This window comes from Phytopseudomonas seleniipraecipitans, assembly GCF_900102335.1.
Lineage (GTDB): Bacteria > Pseudomonadota > Gammaproteobacteria > Pseudomonadales > Pseudomonadaceae > Aquipseudomonas > Aquipseudomonas seleniipraecipitans.
In genome coordinates this window covers 529,580-550,059 of record NZ_FNBM01000001.1, presented here as the reverse complement: position 1 = coordinate 550,059, position 20,480 = coordinate 529,580, and the positions used below count along the sequence as shown (strand labels likewise).

Genomic DNA, 20,480 nt, shown 5'->3' with positions numbered 1-20,480 from the left:
AATGAACCCCAGTGTGTTAAGCATACAAACAGGTGAAGCACCGCGCATCAGTTCAGGAAGGGGGACCAGGATGGCTCTCGAACTTCGCCTTGAGCGGTAGGAAGAGGGAGCCTAACGCGACCGTTAACGGACGCTAACATCAGGACTCCCCGCCCCTGCTGGCGGGTAGCGTAGATTATCATGGTGCCGTTGGGCGCAACAGTAGGCGACTCATCCAAACTTGTGTCTGAAAGAATGCGCAGATTGCCACGCTCAAGATCCTGTGCAGCGACCTTGAACACGGTGTAACCCTCCTGGCGATGAATCATCACCAGGGTCTTCTCGTCAGCAGACAACTTAGGGTTGGCATTGTAGTTACCGACGAAGGTCACTCGTTCGACCGCACCAGAATTGATGTTGGTCTTATAAATCTGTGGTTTGCCCGAGCGGTCAGACGTGAAGTAGATGGTCTGGCCGTCCTTGCCCCAGAAGGGTTCGGTATCGATGGCGGAATTGTTGGTGATGCGGCGCAGATTCCGCGAGCCCATGTCCATGACATAGATTTCCGGGTTGCCGTCACGCGACAGCGTGAACGCCAAACGGCTGCCATCTGGCGACCAGGCGGGCGCGCCGTTCAGGCCTTCGAAATTGGTAACCTGCTCACGACGGCCGGTATCGATGTGCTGGACGAAGATACGCGGACGCTTCTGTTCGAATGACACATAAGCGATGCGCTTGCCATCCGAGGCGAACGACGGCGACAGGATCGGCTCACGCGATTGTAGCAGCGTGACAGCGCGGGCACCGTCATAGTCCGAACGCTGCAGCGTATAGCGGGTGTTGTTCACGCCGAAACGCTCTGCCGTGACGTACAGCATGCGAGTGGAGAACGCACCCTTGACCCCGGTGAGTTTCTCGAACGACTGGTCAGCGATGTGGTGCGCCATGTCGCGCAACTGATCGGCGCTGCCGCCAACGTTACCGGTCAACACCTGCTGTTCGGTGGCTACGTTGAACAAAGCGAACTGCACCTGCAGCCGCGCACCGTTCGGCACGATGTTGCCTACCAGCACGTACTGGGCGCCGAGCGCCTTCCAGTCACGGTAGATGATCTCGCTGCCCTGAGTCGGCAGGCTGATCATGTTCTGACGCGCAATCGGTTCGAATACGCCGGAGTTGCGCAGATCGTTACCGACGATGGTGGAAATATCTTCCGGCAACACGTTGCCGCCTTGCCAGCCAAACGGCACCACGGCAATTGGCGTGGCACGGTCAGTGCCGGTGCTGATCACCAGTGGATCAGCCGCCTGCACGGTACCGACCAGCATGGCCAGGCCCAGCACAACGATTCGCATCAGGGTATTCACAGACCTAAATCCTCCGGTTTGAAGACGGCACGACGCTGCCGATAAAGCCGATCGAACGTGGCGCGATCAAGTTGCTGCATTTCTGCAATACGCCCCACGTTGCGTACTGCCTGTACTGCTGAACTGTCGAACGGTGAATCACCACTGGAGCGGCTGACGCTGGCATTGGTGATGGTGCCATCGGGCAACATCTCGATCAGCACTTCCACACTCATGCCATTGCGCGCTGACGGCGGACGACGCCACTGCTCGCTGACCAGCTTGACGATCAGGTCATCGAGACTCCCCGCTACCTGATCGCCTTGTGTTTCGGCAAGTGCCTGCTGCCGCTCAGTGTCATCGGACAGCAATTCGGCCAGCGCCGCTGCTTTCTTGTCCTCTACCGCCTTGCGCTCGGCTGCCTGCGCATTGGCTTTCTTCTTGGCATCTTCGGCAGCTTTTTTCTTCGCTGCATCGGCTGCCGCTTTCTTCTTGGCCTCTTCGGCTGCCTTTTTCTTGGCGTCCTCGGCGGCTTTCTTCTTCGCTTCTGCGTCAGCGGCCTTCTTCTTGTCGGCTTCCAACGCAGCTTTGACCTTGGCAACATCGGCCAGCTTCTTCTGCTCGGCGGCTTTCGCCGCGGCATCAGCCTCCGCCTTTTTCGTTGCATCGGCCTTTCGAGCTTCCTCGACTTTCTTTTGTTCCGCTGCTTTCGCAGCCTGCTGCTTTTGCGCCTCGGCCTGAGCCTGCTTTTCCTGCTCGGCCTTTTTCTGCTCCAGCTGCTCAGTCTCGAATTGCGGCGCAGCGGTTTTCTTGGCTTCGCCGGCAATTTTCTGATTGGTCTGGGTGGTCGCCTGGCTCTGCGATTTCAATTGGTACAGAGTAGCCTGCACGATCGGTCTTGCAGGCGGCAGATCAGGCGCGAAGGCGAAACTGACGAACAGCAGGCCAAACATCAGCACGTGCAGCCCTACAGCCCAGACCACCGGCCAGAACAGGCTTTCCGAAGGTGAGCGTTCACGCTGCTGCATCAGGGCGCCTCGGTAATCAGACCGACGTTACCCACGCCAGCCTGCTGCAAGCCACCCATGGCGGACATCACGGTGCCGTAATCGACGGCCTTGTCGCCACGCACGAACACCTGAACCTGCTTACCCTGGCTGCGGGTCTGATTGATGATCGCGGTGACAGCGCGAGTCATTTCATCGAGCGTGAGGGCGCGGTCCTGAACGGTGTCGGTATCCACCTCAGTGCCCATGTTCCAGTAATAGGACTTGTCGGACTTGATGGAAATCGTCAGTACTTGCGAGTCGTTGTCCTGGGGCAGCACTTCACTGCTGACCTGGGGCAGATCGACCTTGACGCCTTGGTTGAGCATTGGCGCGGTCACCATGAAGATGACCAGCAGCACCAACATCACGTCGATGTAGGGCACCACGTTCATCTCGGCGACGGGCTTGCGTCTGTTGCGAATTCTGGCTCTGGCCATGGTTTTGAAACCTGTATTGAGTGCGCCGGAAGCTTATTCTTCGCTGCTGTGTACTTTGCGGTGCAGGATCGCCTGGAACTCATCGGCAAAGGTGTAATAACGCGAGATCAGCATTTCGCCACGGGCGGCGAAACGGTTGTAAGCGATAACAGCCGGGATCGCTGCGAACAGGCCGATGGCGGTGGCAATCAACGCCTCGGCGATGCCGGGTGCGACGGTTGCGAGGGTAGCCTGCTGAACCTGAGCCAGACCGCGGAAAGAGTTCATGATCCCCCAGACGGTACCGAACAGGCCGATATAAGGGCTGGTGGAGCCGACGGTTGCGAGGAATGGCAGGCTCTGCTCGAGCTTTTCCTCTTCACGGGAAATGGCCACGCGCATGGAACGAGCAACGCCGTCCATCACCGCATCAGGGTCCATGCCAGGCTGCTGACGCAGGCGAGAGAACTCTTTGAAACCGGCGCGAAAGATCTGCTCCATGCCGGAATCCGGATCGGGATTGCTGCCCGCCTGACGATACAGCTTGGACAGGTCGATACCGGACCAGAAGCGTTCTTCGAAGCTATCCAGGGCGCGCTTGGCGCTACGCAGCATGCTGCTGCGCTGGAAAATCATGACCCACGAAGTGACCGAGGCGGCCACCAGGATCAGCATCACCAACTGCACCACCAGGCTGGCGTTGCTGATCAGACTCCACATCGACATGTGGTCAACGGCGTTGGCTTCCACGCTTACTCTCCTGCAATAGATAGACCGGTACCCGCCTGTCCGGCGAAGGCTGTTCGCATGGACGAGGGCATGGCCCGGGGTTTGAAAGTATCGGCGCGCACACAGGCCACCAGAAACTGCCCTTCACAGAGCAGCGCATCATCCGCTACCCGCCTTACCTGTTGACGAAAGCGCAGGCTGGCGCGGTTCAATTCAGTTACTTCAGCGCTTACCTGCAGTTCGTCGTCCAAACGCGCCGGCGCGTGATAGCGCGCCTCGCTGGAGTGCACGACGAACAACAGGCCCTCACCAGCCAGCGTCGACTGGGAAAAACCCAGCTCACGCAACTGCTCGGTGCGAGCCCGCTCCATGAATTTGAGATAGTTGACGTAATAAACGACACCCCCGGCATCGGTGTCTTCGTAATAAACACGACAGCGATGGGCGAACGGCTGACCAGCGTATTGCGCGCGCATACTCTAGTGCCAGTCCCGAGTCTTGCCAATCGGCCTGACAAGTATTTTTTTCATTGCGCCTCTCCATCGGTAAACATGTCGAGGGTTGGCCGCTCATCCATGCGCTTTGGCGTGTTAAGCCCAAAGTGCAGATAGGCATGCCGCGTCACCACTCGCCCTCTCGGCGTACGCATGATGTAACCCTGCTGGATCAGGTAAGGCTCCAGAACATCCTCGATGGTGTGTCGCTCTTCGCTGATTGCTGCGGCGAGGCTATCAATGCCGACCGGGCCACCGTCGAATTTCTCGATCATGGTCAACAACAGCCGGCGATCCTGATGATCGAAGCCGCGCTCGTCTACATCCAGCAGATTCAACGCAAGGTCGGCGATTTGCCGGGTGATGTCGCCCTGCCCGCGGACTTCGGCGAAATCCCGCACGCGCCGTAGCAGTCGATTGGCGATCCGCGGCGTCCCCCGCGCACGGCGAGCAATCTCGAACGCCCCCTTCGCCTCGATGGGCAGGCCGAGAATCCCAGCGGCGCGGGTGATGATGGTTGCCAGGTCGTCGGTGCCATAGAACTCGAGACGCTGAACGATACCGAAGCGGTCGCGCAGCGGGTTGGTCAGCATGCCGGCCCGCGTGGTCGCGCCAACCAGGGTAAAAGGCGGCAGATCAAGCTTGATGGAACGCGCTGCCGGCCCCTCGCCAATCATGATGTCGAGCTGGAAATCTTCCATCGCCGGGTAGAGCACTTCTTCGACAATGGGCGACAAGCGATGAATCTCGTCGATAAACAGCACATCTCCCGGCTCTAGATTGGTCAGCAACGCAGCCAGATCACCGGGACGCTCCAATACGGGGCCGGAGGTACTCTTGATGGAAACGTTCATTTCCTGAGCAATGATATTCGCCAGGGTGGTTTTACCAAGCCCCGGCGGGCCGAAGATCAGCGTGTGATCGAGCGATTCCTTACGGCCCCGCGCAGCCTGGATAAACAGCTCCATTTGCTCGCGAACAACGGGCTGACCGATATATTCCGCCAGCGACAGCGGACGAATGGCGCGGTCGACCTGCTCATCGCGGTCACGACCACCGGCCGTAACCAGCCTGTCTGCTTCGAGCATTTACAGCATTCCCTTCAGCGCGCGGCGAATCATGTCTTCACTACTCAACCCATCTTCTTTGACCGCCGTTACGGCGCGACTGGCTTCCTGCGGCTTATAGCCCAGCGAGATGAGCGCACTGACCGCATCATTCTCCGCGCTTGAGACTGCGCCACCTGCACGAGGTTCAACCACCAGGCTCGCCATGCCGGGTACGGTCTCCCAGGCTTTGAAGCGATCCTTGAGCTCCACCAGCAGGCGTTCGGCGGTTTTCTTGCCGACGCCAGGAATCTTCACCAGCGCAGCCGTGTCCTGGGCTTGAACGCAACGTACCAGCTCATCAACCTCAAGCCCGGACATCAGCGCAAGTGCCAGTTTCGGGCCGACACCGTTCAGGCGGATCAGCTCGCGGAACAGCTCGCGCTCGCGTTTTTCATAAAAACCGTACAGCAGATGCGCATCTTCACGCACCACCAGATGAGTGTGCAGCGTCAGCGGCTCACCGACCGAGGGCAAACGGTACAACGTGGTCATGGGGACTTCCAGCTCATAGCCCAGACCATTCACATCCAGAATCAAATGCGGCGGCTGCTTTTCCGCCAGGGTGCCGCGTAAACGTCCGATCACCGGCGCATTCCTTCAATAAGAAAACTACAAACGAAGACGACCGCCGCGCCTTTTAGCGCCCGCAAGCCCATGGGGAATCAGACTCTGTCGATGGTGAGCGTGGCAGATCGCTATAGCCAGGGCATCCGAGGCATCAATCTGCGGCTTCTGCATTAGCTTGAGCAGGTGCATCACCATCATTTGCACCTGCTGCTTGTCCGCACCGCCAGTACCGGCGATCGCCTGCTTGACCTGAGTCGCGGTGTACTCGGACACATCCAGGCCTTTTTCCACTCCGGCGACTATAGCCGCACCACGCGCCTGCCCAAGCTTCAACGCCGAGTCCGCGTTGCGCGCCATGAATACCTGCTCGATGCCCATGGTCACCGGCCCGTAAGTACTGATTACCTCACTGACACCGCGGAAAACGATCTGCAAGCGCTCAGGTAACGGTCCGTTGCCGGTGCGTATACAGCCGGAAGCGACATATTCACAACCACGCCCCGTTTCGCGTACCACGCCGTAGCCGGTAATTCGTGAGCCAGGGTCGATGCCCAGAATCAATGTCATGTGCTTATCTCATGCACAGCGGCACGCCCATACTGTCTACATATCCAGTGCGCGAGTATAGGGGCCATCGAGAGTGCCGTCACCCAGGCATTAAAAAGCCGGAAGTCCCATAGGCACTTCCGGCTTATGTACAAAGCAGGCTCAGCCAAGCTGTTCCATGATCTCGTCGGACACTTCGGCGTTGTGGTACACGTTCTGCACGTCATCCAGGTCTTCGAGCATATCGATCAGCTTGAACACCTTTTGGGCGGTTTCCAGATCGGTGATCGGCGCACTGATCGACGGGATCATTGCGATTTCTGCCTCTTCGCCCTTGAACCCTGCAGCGTCAAGGGCCTCGTTCACCGCATGGAACTCGGTGAAACTGGTCGACACCAATGCCGCGCCCTCCTCGCCCATTTCCACGTCGTCGGCGCCAGCCTCCAACGCTGCTTCCATCAGCGCATCTTCGTCAGTACCGGATGCAAAGCTGATCTGGCCTTTACGCTCGAACATGTAGGCTACCGAGCCATCGGTGCCGAGGTTGCCGCCGCACTTGGTGAACGCATGACGGACTTCGGCGGCGGTACGATTGCGGTTGTCGGTCATCACCTCGACGATGATCGCCACGCCGCTCGGGGCGTAACCTTCGTAGCTGAACTCGACGACGTTGTCGGCTTCGTTGTTACCGGCACCGCGGGCAATGGCGCGATCAATCACATCACGCGACATGTTGTTGGTCAGCGCTTTGTCGACCGCCAGACGCAGACGCGGGTTATCTGCCGGAATCGGGCCGCCGTGCTTGGCAGCGACAGTCAGCTCACGGATGAGCTTGGTGAAGATCTTGCCGCGCTTGGCGTCCTGGCGCCCCTTGCGGTGCTTGATGTTGGCCCATTTGGAATGACCGGCCATATTCAACTCCAATTTTTCTGCTTGGGTGCAAGGTGTGAGAATTCGAGCCTCTCCACCCTTTAACGAAAGAAGCCTGGAAAACCAGGCTTCTTGGGGTCGGCTTATTCGGCCTTGGGTTGCTCACGCAGGCGAATGTGCAGTTCGCGCAGCGACTTGGCATCCACCAGACCCGGCGCCTGAGTCATGACACAGGCAGCACTCTGAGTTTTCGGGAAGGCGATCACTTCACGAATCGAACTTGCCCCCGTCATCAGCATCACCAGACGATCGAGACCAAAGGCCAGACCACCGTGAGGTGGCGCGCCGTATTTCAGTGCGTCGAGCAGGAAGCCGAACTTTTCCTGTTGCTCGTCTTCGCTGATGCCCAACACGCGGAAGACCGTCTGCTGCATGCCCTTGTCGTGGATACGGATCGAGCCGCCACCCAGTTCGGTGCCGTTGAGCACCAGATCATAGGCGCGAGACAGCGCAGCGGCCGGATTGGCTTCCAGCTCTTCGGCCGAGCACTTCGGCGACGTGAACGGGTGGTGCATGGCGGTCAGACTGCCGTCGTCGTTCTCTTCGAACATCGGGAAGTCGACGACCCACAGTGGCGCCCATTCGGCGGTCAACAGGTTCAGGTCATGGCCGAGCTTGATGCGCAGTGCACCCAGTGCGTCGCAAACCACCTTGGCCTTGTCGGCCCCAAAGAACACGATATCGCCGTCGACCGCGCCAACGCGATCAAGGATGGTGTTGAGGTTCGGCTCGGCGATGTTCTTGACGATCGGCGACTGCAGACCCTCGACGCCCTTGGCGCGCTCGTTGACCTTGATGTAAGCCAGGCCCCTGGCGCCGTAGTTGCCGACGAACTTGGTGTAGTCGTCGATCTGCTTGCGCGGCATGCTTGCCCCGCCTGGAACGCGCAGCGCGGCAACACGGCCTTTCGGGTCGTTGGCCGGGCCGGAGAACACCTTGAAGTCGACGTCTTTGAGTTGGTCGGCAACATCGACCAGCTCCATCGGGATGCGCAGGTCCGGCTTGTCGGAACCAAAACGACGCATGGCTTCGGCCAGAGTCATGTGCGGCAACTCAGCGAACTCGACGCCCAGCACTTCCTTGAACAGGTTGCGGATCATGGTTTCGGTGAGATGCATGATATCGGCTTCATCAAGGAAGCTGGTTTCGATGTCGATCTGGGTGAATTCCGGCTGGCGGTCGGCACGCAGGTCTTCGTCGCGGAAGCACTTGGCGATCTGGTAGTAACGATCGAAACCAGCAACCATCAGCAGCTGCTTGAACAGCTGCGGCGACTGTGGCAACGCGAAGAAGCTGCCGGCGTGCGTGCGGCTAGGCACCAGATAGTCGCGCGCACCTTCCGGCGTGGCGCGGGTGAGAATCGGTGTTTCCACGTCCAGGAAGCCGTTGTCGTCCAGGTAGCGGCGGATGCTGCTGGTGATGCGCGAACGCAGCTTGAGCTTTTCGGCCATTTCCGGGCGACGCAGATCGATGAAGCGATAGCGCAAGCGGGTTTCTTCGCCGACATCGGAATATTCATTGAGCGGGAACGGCGGGGTTTCCGCTTCGTTGAGCACCTCCAACTCATAGCCGAGCACTTCGATGGCGCCCGATGCCATGTTCGCGTTGCGCGCGCCTTCAGGACGAAGACGCACCTTGCCGGTGATCTTGACGACGTACTCGCTGCGCACACGGTCAGCCTTGGCGAAGGTATCGGCACGATCCGGATCGAACACAACCTGGGCCAGGCCTTCGCGATCACGGATGTCGAGGAAAATCACGCCACCGTGGTCACGACGACGGTGCACCCATCCGCAAAGAGTGATTTCCTGGCCGTCCAGGCTTTCGTTCAACTGGCCGCAATAGTGGCTGCGCATCATGGTGGTAATCGCTTCTCTTGAGTCTGAAATTCATTGAACCGCGAGCCAGCGTCTTTCGTCCGATCCAGCAATGGCATTGCCGGGATTTACCCGAACAAGCGAGACGATCAGCCGCTGCAGCAAAGCAGGCGATTATATATGGTTAAGCAACACTGCGCAGCCGAGCAAGTCATCGCCGGTCGCTACCCATAGTTTTCAGTGATCGCAATGATTGATACAAAGCACGCAGCCACTCTCAGCCACCGTGATAGGCTCTGCCCATCTGCTGGGCCACACGCCCTCACCACCAACAGGAGAAAAATCCATGGAAATCAACATCGGAATCGCCGAACAGGATCGTGCCTCCATTGCCGAAGGCCTGTCGCGCCTGCTGGCCGACACCTACACCCTGTACTTGAAGACCCATAACTTCCACTGGAACGTGACTGGGCCAATGTTCAACACCCTACACCTGATGTTCGAAGGTCAGTACACCGAGCTGGCGCTAGCAGTCGATCAGATCGCCGAGCGCATTCGCGCCCTGGGCTTCCCGGCTCCTGGCACTTACGCGGCCTATGCCAACCTCTCCTCCATCAAGGAAGAAGAAGGCATTCCCAGCGCCGATGAAATGATCAAGCTGCTGGTTCAGGGCCAGGAAGCCGTAGTGCGCACTGCACGTGGCATCTTCCCGCTGCTGGACAAGGTCAGTGATGAGCCGACCGCCGATCTGCTGACGCAGCGCATGCAGGTTCACGAAAAAACCGCATGGATGCTGCGCAGCCTGCTGGCGTCCTAAGCTGGACGCGCGCAACGGCTGCCGCCCGACAGCCGTTGCAGCCGCATGCGCCTGTTGGATGTTCGCCACAGTGCGCACCTTGATTTGAGAAGCCCCCTCCTTTGCTGTTAAATACGCCCCGTGCCGTCGTCCCGAGTTCTCGGGCAGGCGCATAGGCTGGCCCCTCTCGTATATTCCATCGCCCTTACCTCACGGCAAATCGTGTGGAGCCAGCTCTTCCTGGTGATCCTTTATCAAGTGAGTGCGTTTAACATGTTGAAAATTGTCCACCTGCTGGTAGGGCTTAGCGCCCTGCTGTTATCTGCCATACCCAGCCTGAGCGATGATGCCCAGCCGTTCCTGCAACACCCGGATGCGCTGTGCCTGGCTCTCTTCGGCTGCCTCAATCTTCTCCTGGCCACTCAGTTCCCGCTCTGGCACAACAACCTGCGTCAACAACTGCAAAACCTGGTGTGTGCATTGCTGATTCTCGGCACGCTGCTGCAAGCACTGATTCTGCTCGCACCGCTGCCACTGATTGCCGAGCAACCCGCCTTGCTGTTCAGCCTGATGACCGTGGCCGCCGCCGTTGCCCTGCATCTGGCCACCAACCTGCGTTTCGATACCAAGAAAGCATCCGTGCCGCAGGATCTAGGTGATCGCGAGACCGGTACGGTCAAGTGGTTCAACACGTCCAAGGGTTTTGGCTTCATTTCCCGCGACGTGGGCGAGGATATCTTCGTGCACTTCCGTGCCATCCGCGGTGAAGGCCATCGCGTGTTGGTCGAAGGGCAACGCGTGGAGTTTTCGGTAATGCAGCGTGACAAGGGCCTGCAAGCCGAAGACGTGATTGCAGCGTTACCAACCCGACGCTGAGCATTGCACGACAAAAAGCCCGCAGCGATGCGGGCTTTTTCGTTTTGCAGCCGAAAATCAGTAGTGAGGCGGCGGCGCATCATCCTGAGCGATACCGAACTGACTGGCTTCATCCTGCCGCTTGGCTAACGCCTGCACTTGCCGCTGCAACCGTTCGATAAGCTTTTGCTGCCCTATAAGAGCATCGTTGAGCGACTGGATGGTGTCGTCCTGAAAAGCCTGGCGACTCTCAAGCTCGACAATTCGCTCTTCGAGACCATTCATTTATAGACCCCCGAATTGGAATTGCTCGGGCATCACCGACTTCAACCGATCCCTCAGTGCCGCCAGTTGATCGGGCTCGTACGGCTTGGCCGGATGGCGCCCCCATACCGGGGCTGGCCAGGCATCGTCGTCCCGATAACGCACGATCACATGCATATGCAGCTGGCTAACCACATTGCCCAAAGTCGCGATATTGATCTTGTCAGCGTTGAAGGCGTCCTTCAGCACTTCAGCCAGCAAAGCAGTTTCCGCCCACAAGGCACGCTGATCTTCGGCACCAAGCTGAAACACCTCACTGACCTCTTCGCGTCGCGGTACCAGGATGAACCACGGGTAACGCGAGTCGTTGCTCAGCAACAGCCGGCTCAGGGGAAAATCTCCCAGCAAAAGGGTGTCTTGCTGCAGGCGAGGATCCAGATCAAACATCTACTTCACCACTTAACGTAAAAGGGGACGCCGAGAAAGTTGGGCGTCTCGGAACAGACTGCAGCATACCGAGGACGGACAAAAAAATTAAATCGCCCGCCCGCACCAAAAATGCGCGCTATCGGGAGTAACACCCCGTACCAATGCACCATTTTGTTTCGCGAAGTAATAATGGTGCCCCAGCCGAAGGCGAGGAATGATAATTAGTTTCATGCATCGAGTGAACTATGAACCCTCCCTATTTATGAGGAAGCTAACAGTCAGACGTGCTGGGAAAATTAATGTCGAACTTGTGTATTTTCATCGCCAGCTTCAGCTGTCGAGCACCTATAAATCCACTTTTTTTCAGGTTTTCGGGACTTTGAGCATGACTTTTGCTTTGAAGCTCGCAGCGCTCTAAATCAGGCCCATGCGGTAACGCATTCGAAGCTGATCGAGGGCTAAAATAGTGGCCGGCAGGACGCGCACGTACGGCAACTTGGAAAATAGCGACGCGTTGTAGCCTGGTTGCGACAATACGGGGCACAGCGACAAGTGGATAGATCGAAACTATCGCCAAGAAACCTCATCGTGCTATAAGTTCCAACCGACATAAAAAGAAATAGAGCTGCTCGCCATAACAACCAATTGAGCAGCGGAAGTACTCTTCTAAAACCAAAGGAGCAATCACGATGCGAGTGATGAAGTGGAGCGTAATGGCCCTGGCAGTAGCCGCGGGTACCTCTCAGATGGCAGTGGCTTCGGACCAGTCCGAATCCAAGGGTTTCGTCGAAGACAGCAGCCTGTCGCTCCTTGCGCGCAGCATGTACTACAACCGTGATGCTCGTAATGGCGCTGGCTTTAACGCTAAAGCTGATGGTAGCGGTTTCAAAAGTGGCTATGCCGAGGAATGGGGCGCCAGCGCTCGTGCCGTGTTCGAATCGGGCTTCACTCAGGGTACCGTTGGTTTCGGCGTAAACGCTTATGCTGGCACCCTGTTCCAACTGGACACTGGCAGCGGCCGTCGCGGCGTTAATATGCTCCCAGAGAACGAAGGTAAAGACCTGACCATCGCCAATGCTGCGGTCAAGGCCCGTTTCTCCAACACCGTAGTGACCTACGGTTCGCAAATGCCTGCTTTGCCAGTTCTGGCTTACGATGACGGTCGTCTGCTGCCGGAAACCTTCGAAGGCACCATGATCACCAGCACCGAGATCGAAGGTCTCGAACTGAACGCAGGTCGCTTCACTGCTCAAAATGCCATGCGCCAGTCTGGTCGCGATAGCGCTGGCTTGAAGTCTATCAACGTAGCCGGCGGTTCCTATGCCTTTACCGAAGACTTCAGCGCTGCACTGTATTACAGCGACCTGGAAGACTCCTACAAGCGCAAATACGCGAACCTGAACTACAACCTGCCGCTCACCGAAGAACAAGCTCTAAGCTTTGACTTCAATATTTACAAGAGCGACTACGACAACCAGTTCCGCAGTAGCAGCGACAAGCTAGTAGGTGGCGGCGACAACACCATTTGGAGCCTGGCAGCCAAGTACAGCCTTGGCGCACACGCCTTCACGATTGCTCATCAGCGAAACACCGGTGACCGTGGCTTCGATTACGGCTACGGCGACGGTGGCGGTTCGATCTTCGTAGCCAATAGTTTCCTGTCCGACTTCAACCAAGAAGACGAGCGCTCCTGGCAGGCCAGCTACGACATCAACTTCGCATCGTACGGTGTTCCGGGCCTGGCTTTCAAAACTGCCTACATCTGGGCCGACAACATCACGTCTCGTGATGACGAGGGCGTAATTTCCGCCACCAATGGCAAAGAGCACGAATTCTTCAACCAGGTGGCCTATACCGTTCAGAGCGGTGCAGCCAAGGATTTGTCCTTCCGTCTTCGCAGCTCGCTTCTGCGCGCCAACTCGGAAGTTGGTACCGACACCAACGAAGTTCGCTTCTACGTCAACTACCCGCTCAGCGTTCTGTAATCTCGCGTAAGCCTGATAACAGCTCAGAAAACCCGGCTTCGGCCGGGTTTTTTATTGGCGGCAAAAAACGAGCCTGCCCTGATGATGCCACTGGTAATGCGCACTCTGTGAAGCTCCCTTGTGACACCCACGCCAGGCAGCTCACCAACTACGGACCTGGAGCGTTCGCCGGAGCCAGCAAGCCCCTCTACTCTGCGTCCTATACGCACCAGTGCTCTAGCCGTACAATGCTCGGCTATAAAACTCCTTTGCAACCGACAGAACGGCCCATCATGCGTACCAGTCAGTTCCTGCTTTCGACCCTCAAAGAAACGCCTTCCGATGCTGTCGTCATCAGCCATCAGTTGATGCTGCGCGCGGGGATGATCCGCAAGCTCGCCTCCGGCCTTTACACCTGGTTGCCGATGGGCCTGCGTACCCTGCGCAAGGTCGAGAAGATCGTGCGTGAAGAAATGGATGCAGCCGGCGCTCTGGAAGTGCTGATGCCCGCGATTCAACCCGCCGAGTTGTGGCAGGAGTCCGGGCGCTGGGTGCAGTACGGCCCCGAGCTGCTGCGTGTCAAGGATCGCCATGACCGTGAGTTCTGCGTGGGCCCGACCCACGAAGAAGTCATCACCGATCTGGCCCGCAACGAGCTGAACAGCTATAAACAGCTGCCGCTGAACCTGTACCAGATTCAGACCAAATTTCGCGATGAAATCCGCCCGCGCTTCGGCTTGATGCGCGGTCGCGAGTTCATCATGAAGGATGCCTACTCCTTCCATGCTGACCAAGCCTCTCTGCAGCAGACCTATGACCGCATGCATCAGGCTTACTGCAATATCTTCAGCCGCCTGGGCTTGAACTTCCGCCCTGTCGAAGCCGACAACGGCTCGATCGGTGGTGCGGGCTCCCATGAATTCCACGTACTCGCCGAATCTGGCGAAGACGACATCGTGTTCAGCAACGTTTCTGACTACGCAGCCAATATCGAGAAGGCCGAAGCGATTCCCCGTGAATCCACCCGCCCGGCTGCCGCCGAAGAGTTGCGCCTGGTCGATACGCCCAACGCGAAAACCATCCAGCAACTGGTCGATGGCTTCGATCTGCCGATCGAGCGCACCATCAAGACGCTGATCGTGCATGCCGAAGAAGAAGGCAAGCTGATCGCCCTGATCATCCGTGGCGACCACGAACTGAACGAAATCAAGGCTGCCAATCAGCCGGGCGTTGCCAACCCGCTGGTAATGGCTTCCGACGCTGAACTGCGCGATGCGATCGGCGCGGGCGCGGGCTCTCTGGGCCCGCTGAACCTGCCGCTGCCGATCATCATCGATCGCTCTGTCGAATTGATGAGCGACTTCGCCATCGGTGCCAACCTCGACGACAAGCACTATTTCGGCGTCAACTGGGAACGCGACCTGCCGGTGCCGACTGTTGCCGACCTGCGCAACGTCGTGGCCGGTGATCCAAGCCCGGATGGCCTGGGCACCCTGGAGATCAAGCGTGGCATCGAAGTCGGGCATATCTTCCAGCTGGGCAGCAAATACAGCGAATCAATGAACTGCCAGGTGCTGGGCGAGAACGGCAAGCCTGTGACCTTGAGCATGGGTTGCTACGGCATCGGCGTTTCCCGCGTGGTAGCTGCAGCTATCGAGCAGAATTCTGACGAGCGCGGCATCATCTGGAACGACACCCTGGCGCCCTTCCAGATTGCTCTGGTACCGCTGCGCTACGAAACCGACGCAGTGCGTGAGGCGACCGACAAGCTGTATGCAGAGTTGACCGCGGCCGGCTTTGAAGTACTGCTCGATGACCGTGACAAAAAGACCAGTCCGGGCATCAAATTCGCAGACATGGAACTGATCGGCATCCCGCATCGCATCGTGGTCAGCGACCGCGGCCTCGCCGAAGGCAATCTGGAGTACAAGAGCCGCGTGGAAACCGAGGCTCAGCCGATTGCGGTTGCCGATGTCCTGTCGTTCATCCAGAACCGTATCCGCCGCTGACCCGCCAAAGAGCCGTCATGTTCAAGCGAAGCACCTTACGCCTCGTCGGCGCCACCACCTGTGGCGCCCTCTTCCTCACAGGCTGTGCCAATCATTTGCCACAGCGCAGTGAGCATGAGGAGCGCATCGAGCGCAAACTGTTGAGCCATAGCCTGCAGATCGACGTGGGGCAGCTGCAGATACTGGAGCTGCCGCAGCGTCGTGTCCGCGTGCACGAGCAGAAGGTCTTCGAGGTGACACCCTTCGAGGTCACGCGTCATTACGACCGCTACACGCCCTACCAGCCATGGCGCGAGCTTTACGAAGTGCCGCTGGGCGCAGTGGCCATTGTCGGTGGCGTTGGTGCCAACGTGCTCAACGTCGTAGCGCTGGGGCGACTCCCCGACACAGCCACCAAGGACTGGATCAGCTACGGTGTGGCGGGCATCAACCCGTTCATGAACGTCGAATCCAATGGTCGCTCGCAGCAGAACCTTGCTGCTATCGACGAGAAGCGCCTGGATACTCGCACTGAATACTCCAGCCTGCCCTGGGCCGAACGGCCGGTACTGGTCAAAGCTGGCGAGCAAACCCACGAGCTACTCACCGATCGCAACGGGGTGTTGCACCTGAACCTGCTTGACGGGCCGTTCGCCGATCAGGATATAGCCCGCGTCGGCACACTGCTGCTGACAGTTGCCGACGACCAGGACTCGACCAGCAGCGAAGCCACCCTCGCGGTCAGCCGCACGCTGCGTGGCAAGTTGCGTGAAGCTCATGACCTGATCTACGACGACCTGGAAGGCGCGGAAGTCGAGCAATGGGTGCATCGCGTCAAGCGCCTGTCGGAGTTGGGCCTGGAGGAGGAAGCCAGTGAGCTCGAGCAGAGCCTGATCGAGCTGACCCGCAACGATCCTGAGCTGCAGGCGGCATTTCTCAAGGCACTAATTGACGATGCTGGCCGATTGGTTGCCGACCCTGGCGAAGATTAACATCGCCGCGAATACGCTGATCACGCCCCTCCGCCGCAGCCGCTATGCCTTGGCTTGCCTCATACAGTCACGCCTTCAACCTTCCTGGCGCAGCGCCTGCAAGCGTGCTTTCAAGCCTTCGGCAGTCTGCTCGCCAAGCAGACGCTCACGTACCTTGCCCTTGTCGTCCACGATATAGGTCACCGGCAGCGCATCACTGGGCGGTAGCTCGTAGCGCTCGGCAGGGTCTTTGGCCAGTACCGTGAACTCGATGCCCAGTGCCTGGGCGGCGCGGGTGAGTTCTTCACCCTGCAGGCCATCGAAGTTCACCCCGAACACGCCAACCGACTGCTTCTCCAGCTCGGGCGCCAGGGCGTTCAACTCGGGAATCTCGGAACGGCAAGGGCCGCACCATTCAGCCCAATAATTGATAACCAGCCACTGGCCATCGAGGCGCTCAGCCGCTACCTTTCGCCCATGTTGGTCGACACCTAAATCCTCTCCGCACCCGGCCAGCGCCGTTACGGCGACGAGCACTATCACGATCCGAATGATTGCCTGGAGTCGCTGTACCATGGAAACGGTCCTCATACCGGTAAGGTTGCTATGACGCTCGATGCCGCGCAGCTCGACGTGCCCGACGTGCTGCAGACCACGCCGATCACTCAGGCCGAGTTGACCGAGCAGCTGAGCGTAGCTCGGCAACAGCCTGCAGAAGCGGGCTTGCAGGAAGTGCTGACGCTGCTTTCGCACCTCAACCGCAGTGCGATGACCTTACTCGAAAGGCAGCGCGCGCTGCAAAATTTCAGTGATGAGTATCGCCGCTACACGTTAGCCGCAAGCGACACCCTTTCATTGACCTCGCTGTGCAGTGAGTTGGCTATCGGCTTCAAGCGTTTGCTGCTGCAAATTCTTCAAGGACATAAGCCTTCGCCTCCTCATTTGGCATGGTGCCTGTACATGGCACAGCATTTCGTCGCGCAAACGCTGCTGCGCCACTACCAACGCTATCAGGAGCCAGCCGCCGAACTATGGCGCGACAGTCATTTGCTGTATTGGCTGGGCGAGCAGCAAGGGTGCCTGGACGAGCCTATGGCGGCCTCCTTCATGCCAACGCCCGCCGACACCCTGCGGGGGCTCTATCAGCAGATACTGCTACTAGCGCTCAGCAATCCAGCGCAGTTGCACCCTGAAGAAAGCAGTCGCCTGTTTGCCGCTCTAGCACCGCTGGCAGCCAACGCTCGTCTGCTGCCCTGGGATGCGGAGGATAAATCAGAAGGTGTGCTGATCGATCTGCAGCACGCCCAGCACTGCCTGAACTACCGACAGCGGCCAGACACAGGCTCTGACACCCTGCGCCGTCTTGAGCTGGGCGCACTCATGGTAGCGCTCAACGAGCCGGCACCGCTGCAGAGCCCCGCCGAACAAGAGCTGCTCGAGCGCGTGCAGCATCACTGGCTTGGCGGTGATCAGCGGCGTCATGTGCGGACGCCTCAGCAGAGCGACTGCAGGCTGGCCATCGGCATGCCAGCGATTCACGCTCAGCTGCTGGAGCATCGCCCTCGCTGCCTGGCTGCAAAAATACTTGATATCGGGCCGGGCGGCGCGCGCCTGCTCTGTTCGATCCATGCCGCAGATACGCTGCCTATCGGCCAACTGGTGCTGTTAATCGTCGACAGCGACGTACTGGCACTGGTCTGCTGGCGACACCTGAATGCCGATGGGCTTCATCTCGGCCTGCGCTATCTCAAAGGCCTGGCACAACCGACTTGGGTCAGGCGCGCGCCCAGTAGTCAGGCGCACCTTGGCATCCTGCAAAGCACACCGAAGCCTCGAACGGGCTGGCACCATGGCCTGTGGTTACCGCGCGATCAATTCGCCGAGCAGGAAAGTCTGTGGCTGCAATTGCCTAATGCAGTCAACCAGAACCGTCTGCAGCTGCCACCCTGCAACCTGATGAGTGCAACGGCCAGCCGCCATCCGCTCGAACTGCCATAAATGAGAGAGCGGTCACGTCGAACGCTGGCCTGGCGCACAGTCCCGGGGCATGGTGCGTCTTTATAATTTGCCGCTGACGACATTAGCCGCCCGGTACAAGACCCATGCCCAACGCCCACGATACGCTGATTGGCCAAGTGCCGGCCCACATCACCCAAAGCGCGCGCTTACACCTCACCACCTACGACGGGCGCGTGGCTGAGTTCAATATCGCTGCCTGGCTGCATTTACCTGGCCAGGCCAATACCTTGGTATCGCTGCAGGTCAGCTATCGCGATGGCAAGGAGCTGCGCTCGGTCAACCTCGATCACGCCAAAGTGGGCGCTCAGGACAGAATTCTACTTTCCGGTGTTGCGCGCCTTCCCGTCGCTCATCGCATAGAAGACATGCAAATACGCCTGCGCTCAGCACTGCCGCATGTTGCGGTAAAAGTGGAAGAACTGTTCGTGCAAGCGGTCGAACCGGTGCTGGCCAATGCCTCGGGCGATCAAGCGTACGCCTGACCGACAGGGTCACATGCGCTGGATCTTGCCTGACAGTCCTGGGCGCTTTCGTACCCGTTTTGCTGCACGGTCTGTACGAGGGATTCAGGCCAGCGGCTGAAGCCAAGCCCGGTGATGCGGTTGAGGCTGGCCAGCGCGTCATTGCTATCGCAAGGTCGAAGCATGACTACATTTCCCAAGCGATTATTCACGTTGCGCCCCTCAGCATTGATACAAAGACAGTACTCACAGAATGAAAGCCAGAATCATGCCACTACTCTGACGTCAACGAATCGTCTGCAACATCGGGGCACCCGCCAGCTGCTCGCCTCGGGGCATGCTGCTCCGAGGCTAGAAACTGTCATTTTTTGTCAGTTCCGCTACCTTCCAGCCAATGCGCAAGGCTGTCGCCAAACAGCAACTCCTGCTCTTCATGCAGGCGCTGCAAAGCCTGGCGTAACGCCGGGTACCAAGGCTCTTCCAAATCGTCGGGCAATTGCTCAAGGTGTGGCAGTGACCACGGACTGCGGTGCAGCAGTTGCTGCAGCGAGTAACTACTGAGATCACGCGCGAGTACCCAGCTGTCACCACCCGTACAGGCCACCAGCCGTTGGCCCTCCAGCACGTTCAACACCTCCTCCCACTCGTGCTCTGGTAACAGCCAGCCCTGGCGCTGTACATCGCGATGGCGCACCTTCAAACCGGAGCGCTGACGCACCTGGAAAACCCGGATGACACCCAGCAGCACCAGCAGCTTTGGCAAGGCCCGCTTGCGCCACTGCAGCGAAACGCCCAGGTTGCACACCAACTCAGCCCCCAGCAGCACGATGAGCCACGATAAGAAAATCCACAGCAGGAACAGCGGCACCGTGGCAAACGCGCCGTAAATCAACTGATAACCCGGAAACAGTCTCACGTAGATCCCGAACAGGGCCTTGGCCAGCTCCAGCAACACGGCCGTGAACACGCCGCCCAACAAGGCATGCCGCAGCGGCACACGAGCGTTGGGCACTGCGGCGTACAGCAGGGTAAAAGCGGCCACGCTGAACAGCAGCGGCGTGAACCGTAGCAAGGTCTGCGCGCCGGCCACCGCGTTGGGCCCGCTGAGCGCCGACAAAGAGGCGATATAGGTGGTGATGGCAAAGCCAGCCCCAAGGAGCATCGGTCCCAGGCTGAGAATCGCCCAGTACAGCAAGAAGGTTGAGATACCTCGTCGCGGCTGACGCACCCGCCAAATCGTATTGAAGGTTCGTTCGATGGTCACCAGCATCCAGAATGCAGTCACCGCCAGCACGGCAACGCCAATCCAGGTCAGCTGACGCGCTTGGGTAGTGAAGTCGCGCAGGTACTGCTGCAGCGCTTCGCCGGCAGAGGGCACGAAGTTATGAAAAATGAACGCCTGGATCTGCTCCCCCGTGCCCTGGAAAGCCGGCACCGCGGAAAGCATGGCAAAGGTCACGGTCATCATCGGCACCACGGCGAATAGCGTGGTGTAGGTCAACGCAGCCGCGTTATCGGCGCCGCGGTTGGCGAAAAATCGATGCCAGAGAAATCGCCAGAATTCCAGCCAGTCACGCAAACGCTGTTGCATACCTACTCCTTGGCGCCCGTTGGTCGTCAATATGAGCAACGGACTGCACTGGAAAAAACATTCGCAAGAACGCCGCTAGGCTCACCTACAACGGTTCGGCCTGATGATATCGACGCACAACAGACACACCATCGACTGCCGGGTTCGCCCTCAATGCCGC

Annotated in this window: 21 protein-coding genes; 7 read left to right on the top strand and 14 right to left on the bottom strand. The window is 58.7% G+C overall.

Annotated features, from left to right (window positions below; translation table 11 throughout):
- Positions 1-47: 47 nt before the first annotated feature.
- The 10 genes from tolB to aspS all read right to left on the bottom strand — a co-directional run bounded on the left by tolB (position 48) and on the right by aspS (position 9,024).
- Positions 48-1,346, bottom strand: a complete 1,299-nt coding sequence (gene tolB, locus BLS60_RS02595; RefSeq protein WP_092364287.1) for a Tol-Pal system beta propeller repeat protein TolB — start codon at positions 1,344-1,346, stop codon at positions 48-50.
- Complete coding sequence (gene tolA / locus BLS60_RS02590; protein ID WP_092364284.1) at positions 1,343-2,356, bottom strand: cell envelope integrity protein TolA; 1,014 nt, start codon at positions 2,354-2,356, stop codon at positions 1,343-1,345. Before tolA ends, tolB begins: the two co-directional genes overlap by 4 nt.
- On the bottom strand, positions 2,353-2,811 hold the full coding sequence (gene tolR, locus BLS60_RS02585; RefSeq protein ID WP_070881690.1) for a protein TolR: 459 nt from the start codon (positions 2,809-2,811) through the stop codon (positions 2,353-2,355). The genes tolA and tolR overlap by 4 nt, the downstream gene beginning before the upstream one ends.
- A 33-nt stretch (positions 2,812-2,844) precedes the next feature.
- Positions 2,845-3,540, bottom strand: coding sequence for a protein TolQ (gene tolQ / locus BLS60_RS02580; protein WP_070881691.1), 696 nt, complete (start codon positions 3,538-3,540; stop codon positions 2,845-2,847).
- A 2-nt stretch (positions 3,541-3,542) separates the two neighbouring features.
- Positions 3,543-3,995 carry a tol-pal system-associated acyl-CoA thioesterase gene (ybgC, locus tag BLS60_RS02575; protein WP_092364281.1) on the bottom strand — a complete coding sequence of 151 codons (453 nt, stop codon included), beginning with the start codon at positions 3,993-3,995 and terminating at the stop codon, positions 3,543-3,545.
- Positions 3,996-4,045: 50 nt separating this feature from the next.
- The gene (gene ruvB / locus BLS60_RS02570) at positions 4,046-5,101 is read right to left on the bottom strand and encodes a Holliday junction branch migration DNA helicase RuvB (protein WP_092364278.1); all 1,056 of its coding nucleotides are present in this window, start codon (positions 5,099-5,101) and stop codon (positions 4,046-4,048) included.
- The gene (gene ruvA, locus BLS60_RS02565; RefSeq protein WP_070881694.1) at positions 5,102-5,707 is read right to left on the bottom strand and encodes a Holliday junction branch migration protein RuvA; all 606 of its coding nucleotides are present in this window, start codon (positions 5,705-5,707) and stop codon (positions 5,102-5,104) included. It abuts the gene before it with no gap.
- Between the two features lie 24 nt (positions 5,708-5,731).
- A complete protein-coding gene (gene ruvC, locus BLS60_RS02560; RefSeq protein ID WP_092364275.1) occupies positions 5,732-6,256 on the bottom strand; it encodes a crossover junction endodeoxyribonuclease RuvC in 525 nt (174 codons plus the stop codon).
- Between the two features lie 141 nt (positions 6,257-6,397).
- Positions 6,398-7,147, bottom strand: coding sequence for a YebC/PmpR family DNA-binding transcriptional regulator (locus tag BLS60_RS02555; protein WP_070881696.1), 750 nt, complete (start codon positions 7,145-7,147; stop codon positions 6,398-6,400).
- Positions 7,148-7,248: 101 nt separating this feature from the next.
- On the bottom strand, positions 7,249-9,024 hold the full coding sequence (aspS, locus tag BLS60_RS02550; RefSeq protein ID WP_070881697.1) for an aspartate--tRNA ligase: 1,776 nt from the start codon (positions 9,022-9,024) through the stop codon (positions 7,249-7,251).
- Positions 9,025-9,328: 304 nt separating this feature from the next.
- Here aspS and BLS60_RS02545 point away from each other — a divergent pair, with 304 nt between their 5' ends.
- Both BLS60_RS02545 and BLS60_RS21945 read left to right on the top strand, forming a co-directional pair.
- Complete coding sequence (locus BLS60_RS02545) at positions 9,329-9,799, top strand: Dps family protein (protein WP_070881698.1); 471 nt, start codon at positions 9,329-9,331, stop codon at positions 9,797-9,799.
- A 252-nt stretch (positions 9,800-10,051) separates the two neighbouring features.
- Complete coding sequence (locus BLS60_RS21945) at positions 10,052-10,654, top strand: cold-shock protein (RefSeq protein ID WP_092364272.1); 603 nt, start codon at positions 10,052-10,054, stop codon at positions 10,652-10,654.
- A 57-nt stretch (positions 10,655-10,711) separates the two neighbouring features.
- On the opposite strand, the gene BLS60_RS02535 is transcribed toward BLS60_RS21945, so the two are convergent.
- Positions 10,712-10,918 carry a SlyX family protein gene (locus BLS60_RS02535; protein WP_070881700.1) on the bottom strand — a complete coding sequence of 69 codons (207 nt, stop codon included), beginning with the start codon at positions 10,916-10,918 and terminating at the stop codon, positions 10,712-10,714.
- Positions 10,919-11,344: an HIT family protein gene (locus BLS60_RS02530; RefSeq protein WP_092364269.1), complete on the bottom strand. Its 426-nt coding sequence runs from the start codon at positions 11,342-11,344 to the stop codon at positions 10,919-10,921.
- A gap of 671 nt (positions 11,345-12,015) precedes the next feature.
- Here BLS60_RS02530 and BLS60_RS02520 point away from each other — a divergent pair.
- The 3 genes from BLS60_RS02520 (at position 12,016) to BLS60_RS02510 (ending at position 16,270) form a co-directional block, all read left to right on the top strand.
- Positions 12,016-13,311 (top strand): OprD family outer membrane porin, encoded by a 1,296-nt coding sequence (locus BLS60_RS02520; RefSeq protein ID WP_092364264.1) that lies wholly within the window; start codon positions 12,016-12,018, stop codon positions 13,309-13,311.
- Between the two features lie 272 nt (positions 13,312-13,583).
- Positions 13,584-15,299: a proline--tRNA ligase gene (locus BLS60_RS02515; protein WP_092364261.1), complete on the top strand. Its 1,716-nt coding sequence runs from the start codon at positions 13,584-13,586 to the stop codon at positions 15,297-15,299.
- Between the two features lie 17 nt (positions 15,300-15,316).
- A complete protein-coding gene (locus BLS60_RS02510; protein ID WP_092364258.1) occupies positions 15,317-16,270 on the top strand; it encodes a hypothetical protein in 954 nt (317 codons plus the stop codon).
- Positions 16,271-16,345: 75 nt separating this feature from the next.
- Here BLS60_RS02510 and BLS60_RS02505 read toward each other — a convergent pair whose 3' ends face one another.
- Positions 16,346-16,825 (bottom strand): TlpA disulfide reductase family protein, encoded by a 480-nt coding sequence (locus BLS60_RS02505; RefSeq protein ID WP_092364255.1) that lies wholly within the window; start codon positions 16,823-16,825, stop codon positions 16,346-16,348.
- Positions 16,826-16,855: 30 nt separating this feature from the next.
- Between BLS60_RS02505 and BLS60_RS02500 the strand changes: the two genes are divergently transcribed.
- A complete protein-coding gene (locus BLS60_RS02500) occupies positions 16,856-18,247 on the top strand; it encodes a PilZ domain-containing protein (RefSeq protein ID WP_092364252.1) in 1,392 nt (463 codons plus the stop codon).
- A gap of 104 nt (positions 18,248-18,351) precedes the next feature.
- A complete protein-coding gene (locus tag BLS60_RS02495; protein WP_092364249.1) occupies positions 18,352-18,750 on the top strand; it encodes a hypothetical protein in 399 nt (132 codons plus the stop codon).
- A gap of 340 nt (positions 18,751-19,090) precedes the next feature.
- Here BLS60_RS02495 and BLS60_RS02490 read toward each other — a convergent pair whose 3' ends face one another.
- The gene (locus BLS60_RS02490; RefSeq protein ID WP_070881709.1) at positions 19,091-20,320 is read right to left on the bottom strand and encodes a YihY family inner membrane protein; all 1,230 of its coding nucleotides are present in this window, start codon (positions 20,318-20,320) and stop codon (positions 19,091-19,093) included.
- Positions 20,321-20,480: the final 160 nt, after the last annotated feature.

Bases quoted from the DNA above. Each gene is read 5' to 3' on its own strand.
- BLS60_RS21945 (WP_092364272.1), top strand. From the start codon at position 10,052: ATGTTGAAAATTGTCCACCTGCTGGTAGGGCTTAGCGCCCTGCTGTTA.
- BLS60_RS02535 (WP_070881700.1), bottom strand. From the start codon at position 10,918: ATGAATGGTCTCGAAGAGCGAATTGTCGAGCTTGAGAGTCGCCAGGCT.
- ybgC (WP_092364281.1), bottom strand. From the start codon at position 3,995: ATGCGCGCGCAATACGCTGGTCAGCCGTTCGCCCATCGCTGTCGTGTT.
- BLS60_RS02505 (WP_092364255.1), bottom strand. From the start codon at position 16,825: ATGGTACAGCGACTCCAGGCAATCATTCGGATCGTGATAGTGCTCGTC.
- BLS60_RS02495 (WP_092364249.1), top strand. From the start codon at position 18,352: ATGCCCAACGCCCACGATACGCTGATTGGCCAAGTGCCGGCCCACATC.
- BLS60_RS02555 (WP_070881696.1), bottom strand. From the start codon at position 7,147: ATGGCCGGTCATTCCAAATGGGCCAACATCAAGCACCGCAAGGGGCGC.
- ruvB (WP_092364278.1), bottom strand. From the start codon at position 5,101: ATGCTCGAAGCAGACAGGCTGGTTACGGCCGGTGGTCGTGACCGCGAT.
- BLS60_RS02520 (WP_092364264.1), top strand. From the start codon at position 12,016: ATGCGAGTGATGAAGTGGAGCGTAATGGCCCTGGCAGTAGCCGCGGGT.
- ruvC (WP_092364275.1), bottom strand. From the start codon at position 6,256: ATGACATTGATTCTGGGCATCGACCCTGGCTCACGAATTACCGGCTAC.
- BLS60_RS02490 (WP_070881709.1), bottom strand. From the start codon at position 20,320: ATGCAACAGCGTTTGCGTGACTGGCTGGAATTCTGGCGATTTCTCTGG.
- BLS60_RS02530 (WP_092364269.1), bottom strand. From the start codon at position 11,344: ATGTTTGATCTGGATCCTCGCCTGCAGCAAGACACCCTTTTGCTGGGA.
- BLS60_RS02545 (WP_070881698.1), top strand. From the start codon at position 9,329: ATGGAAATCAACATCGGAATCGCCGAACAGGATCGTGCCTCCATTGCC.
- BLS60_RS02515 (WP_092364261.1), top strand. From the start codon at position 13,584: ATGCGTACCAGTCAGTTCCTGCTTTCGACCCTCAAAGAAACGCCTTCC.
- aspS (WP_070881697.1), bottom strand. From the start codon at position 9,024: ATGATGCGCAGCCACTATTGCGGCCAGTTGAACGAAAGCCTGGACGGC.
- tolR (WP_070881690.1), bottom strand. From the start codon at position 2,811: ATGGCCAGAGCCAGAATTCGCAACAGACGCAAGCCCGTCGCCGAGATG.
- BLS60_RS02510 (WP_092364258.1), top strand. From the start codon at position 15,317: ATGTTCAAGCGAAGCACCTTACGCCTCGTCGGCGCCACCACCTGTGGC.
- BLS60_RS02500 (WP_092364252.1), top strand. From the start codon at position 16,856: ATGACGCTCGATGCCGCGCAGCTCGACGTGCCCGACGTGCTGCAGACC.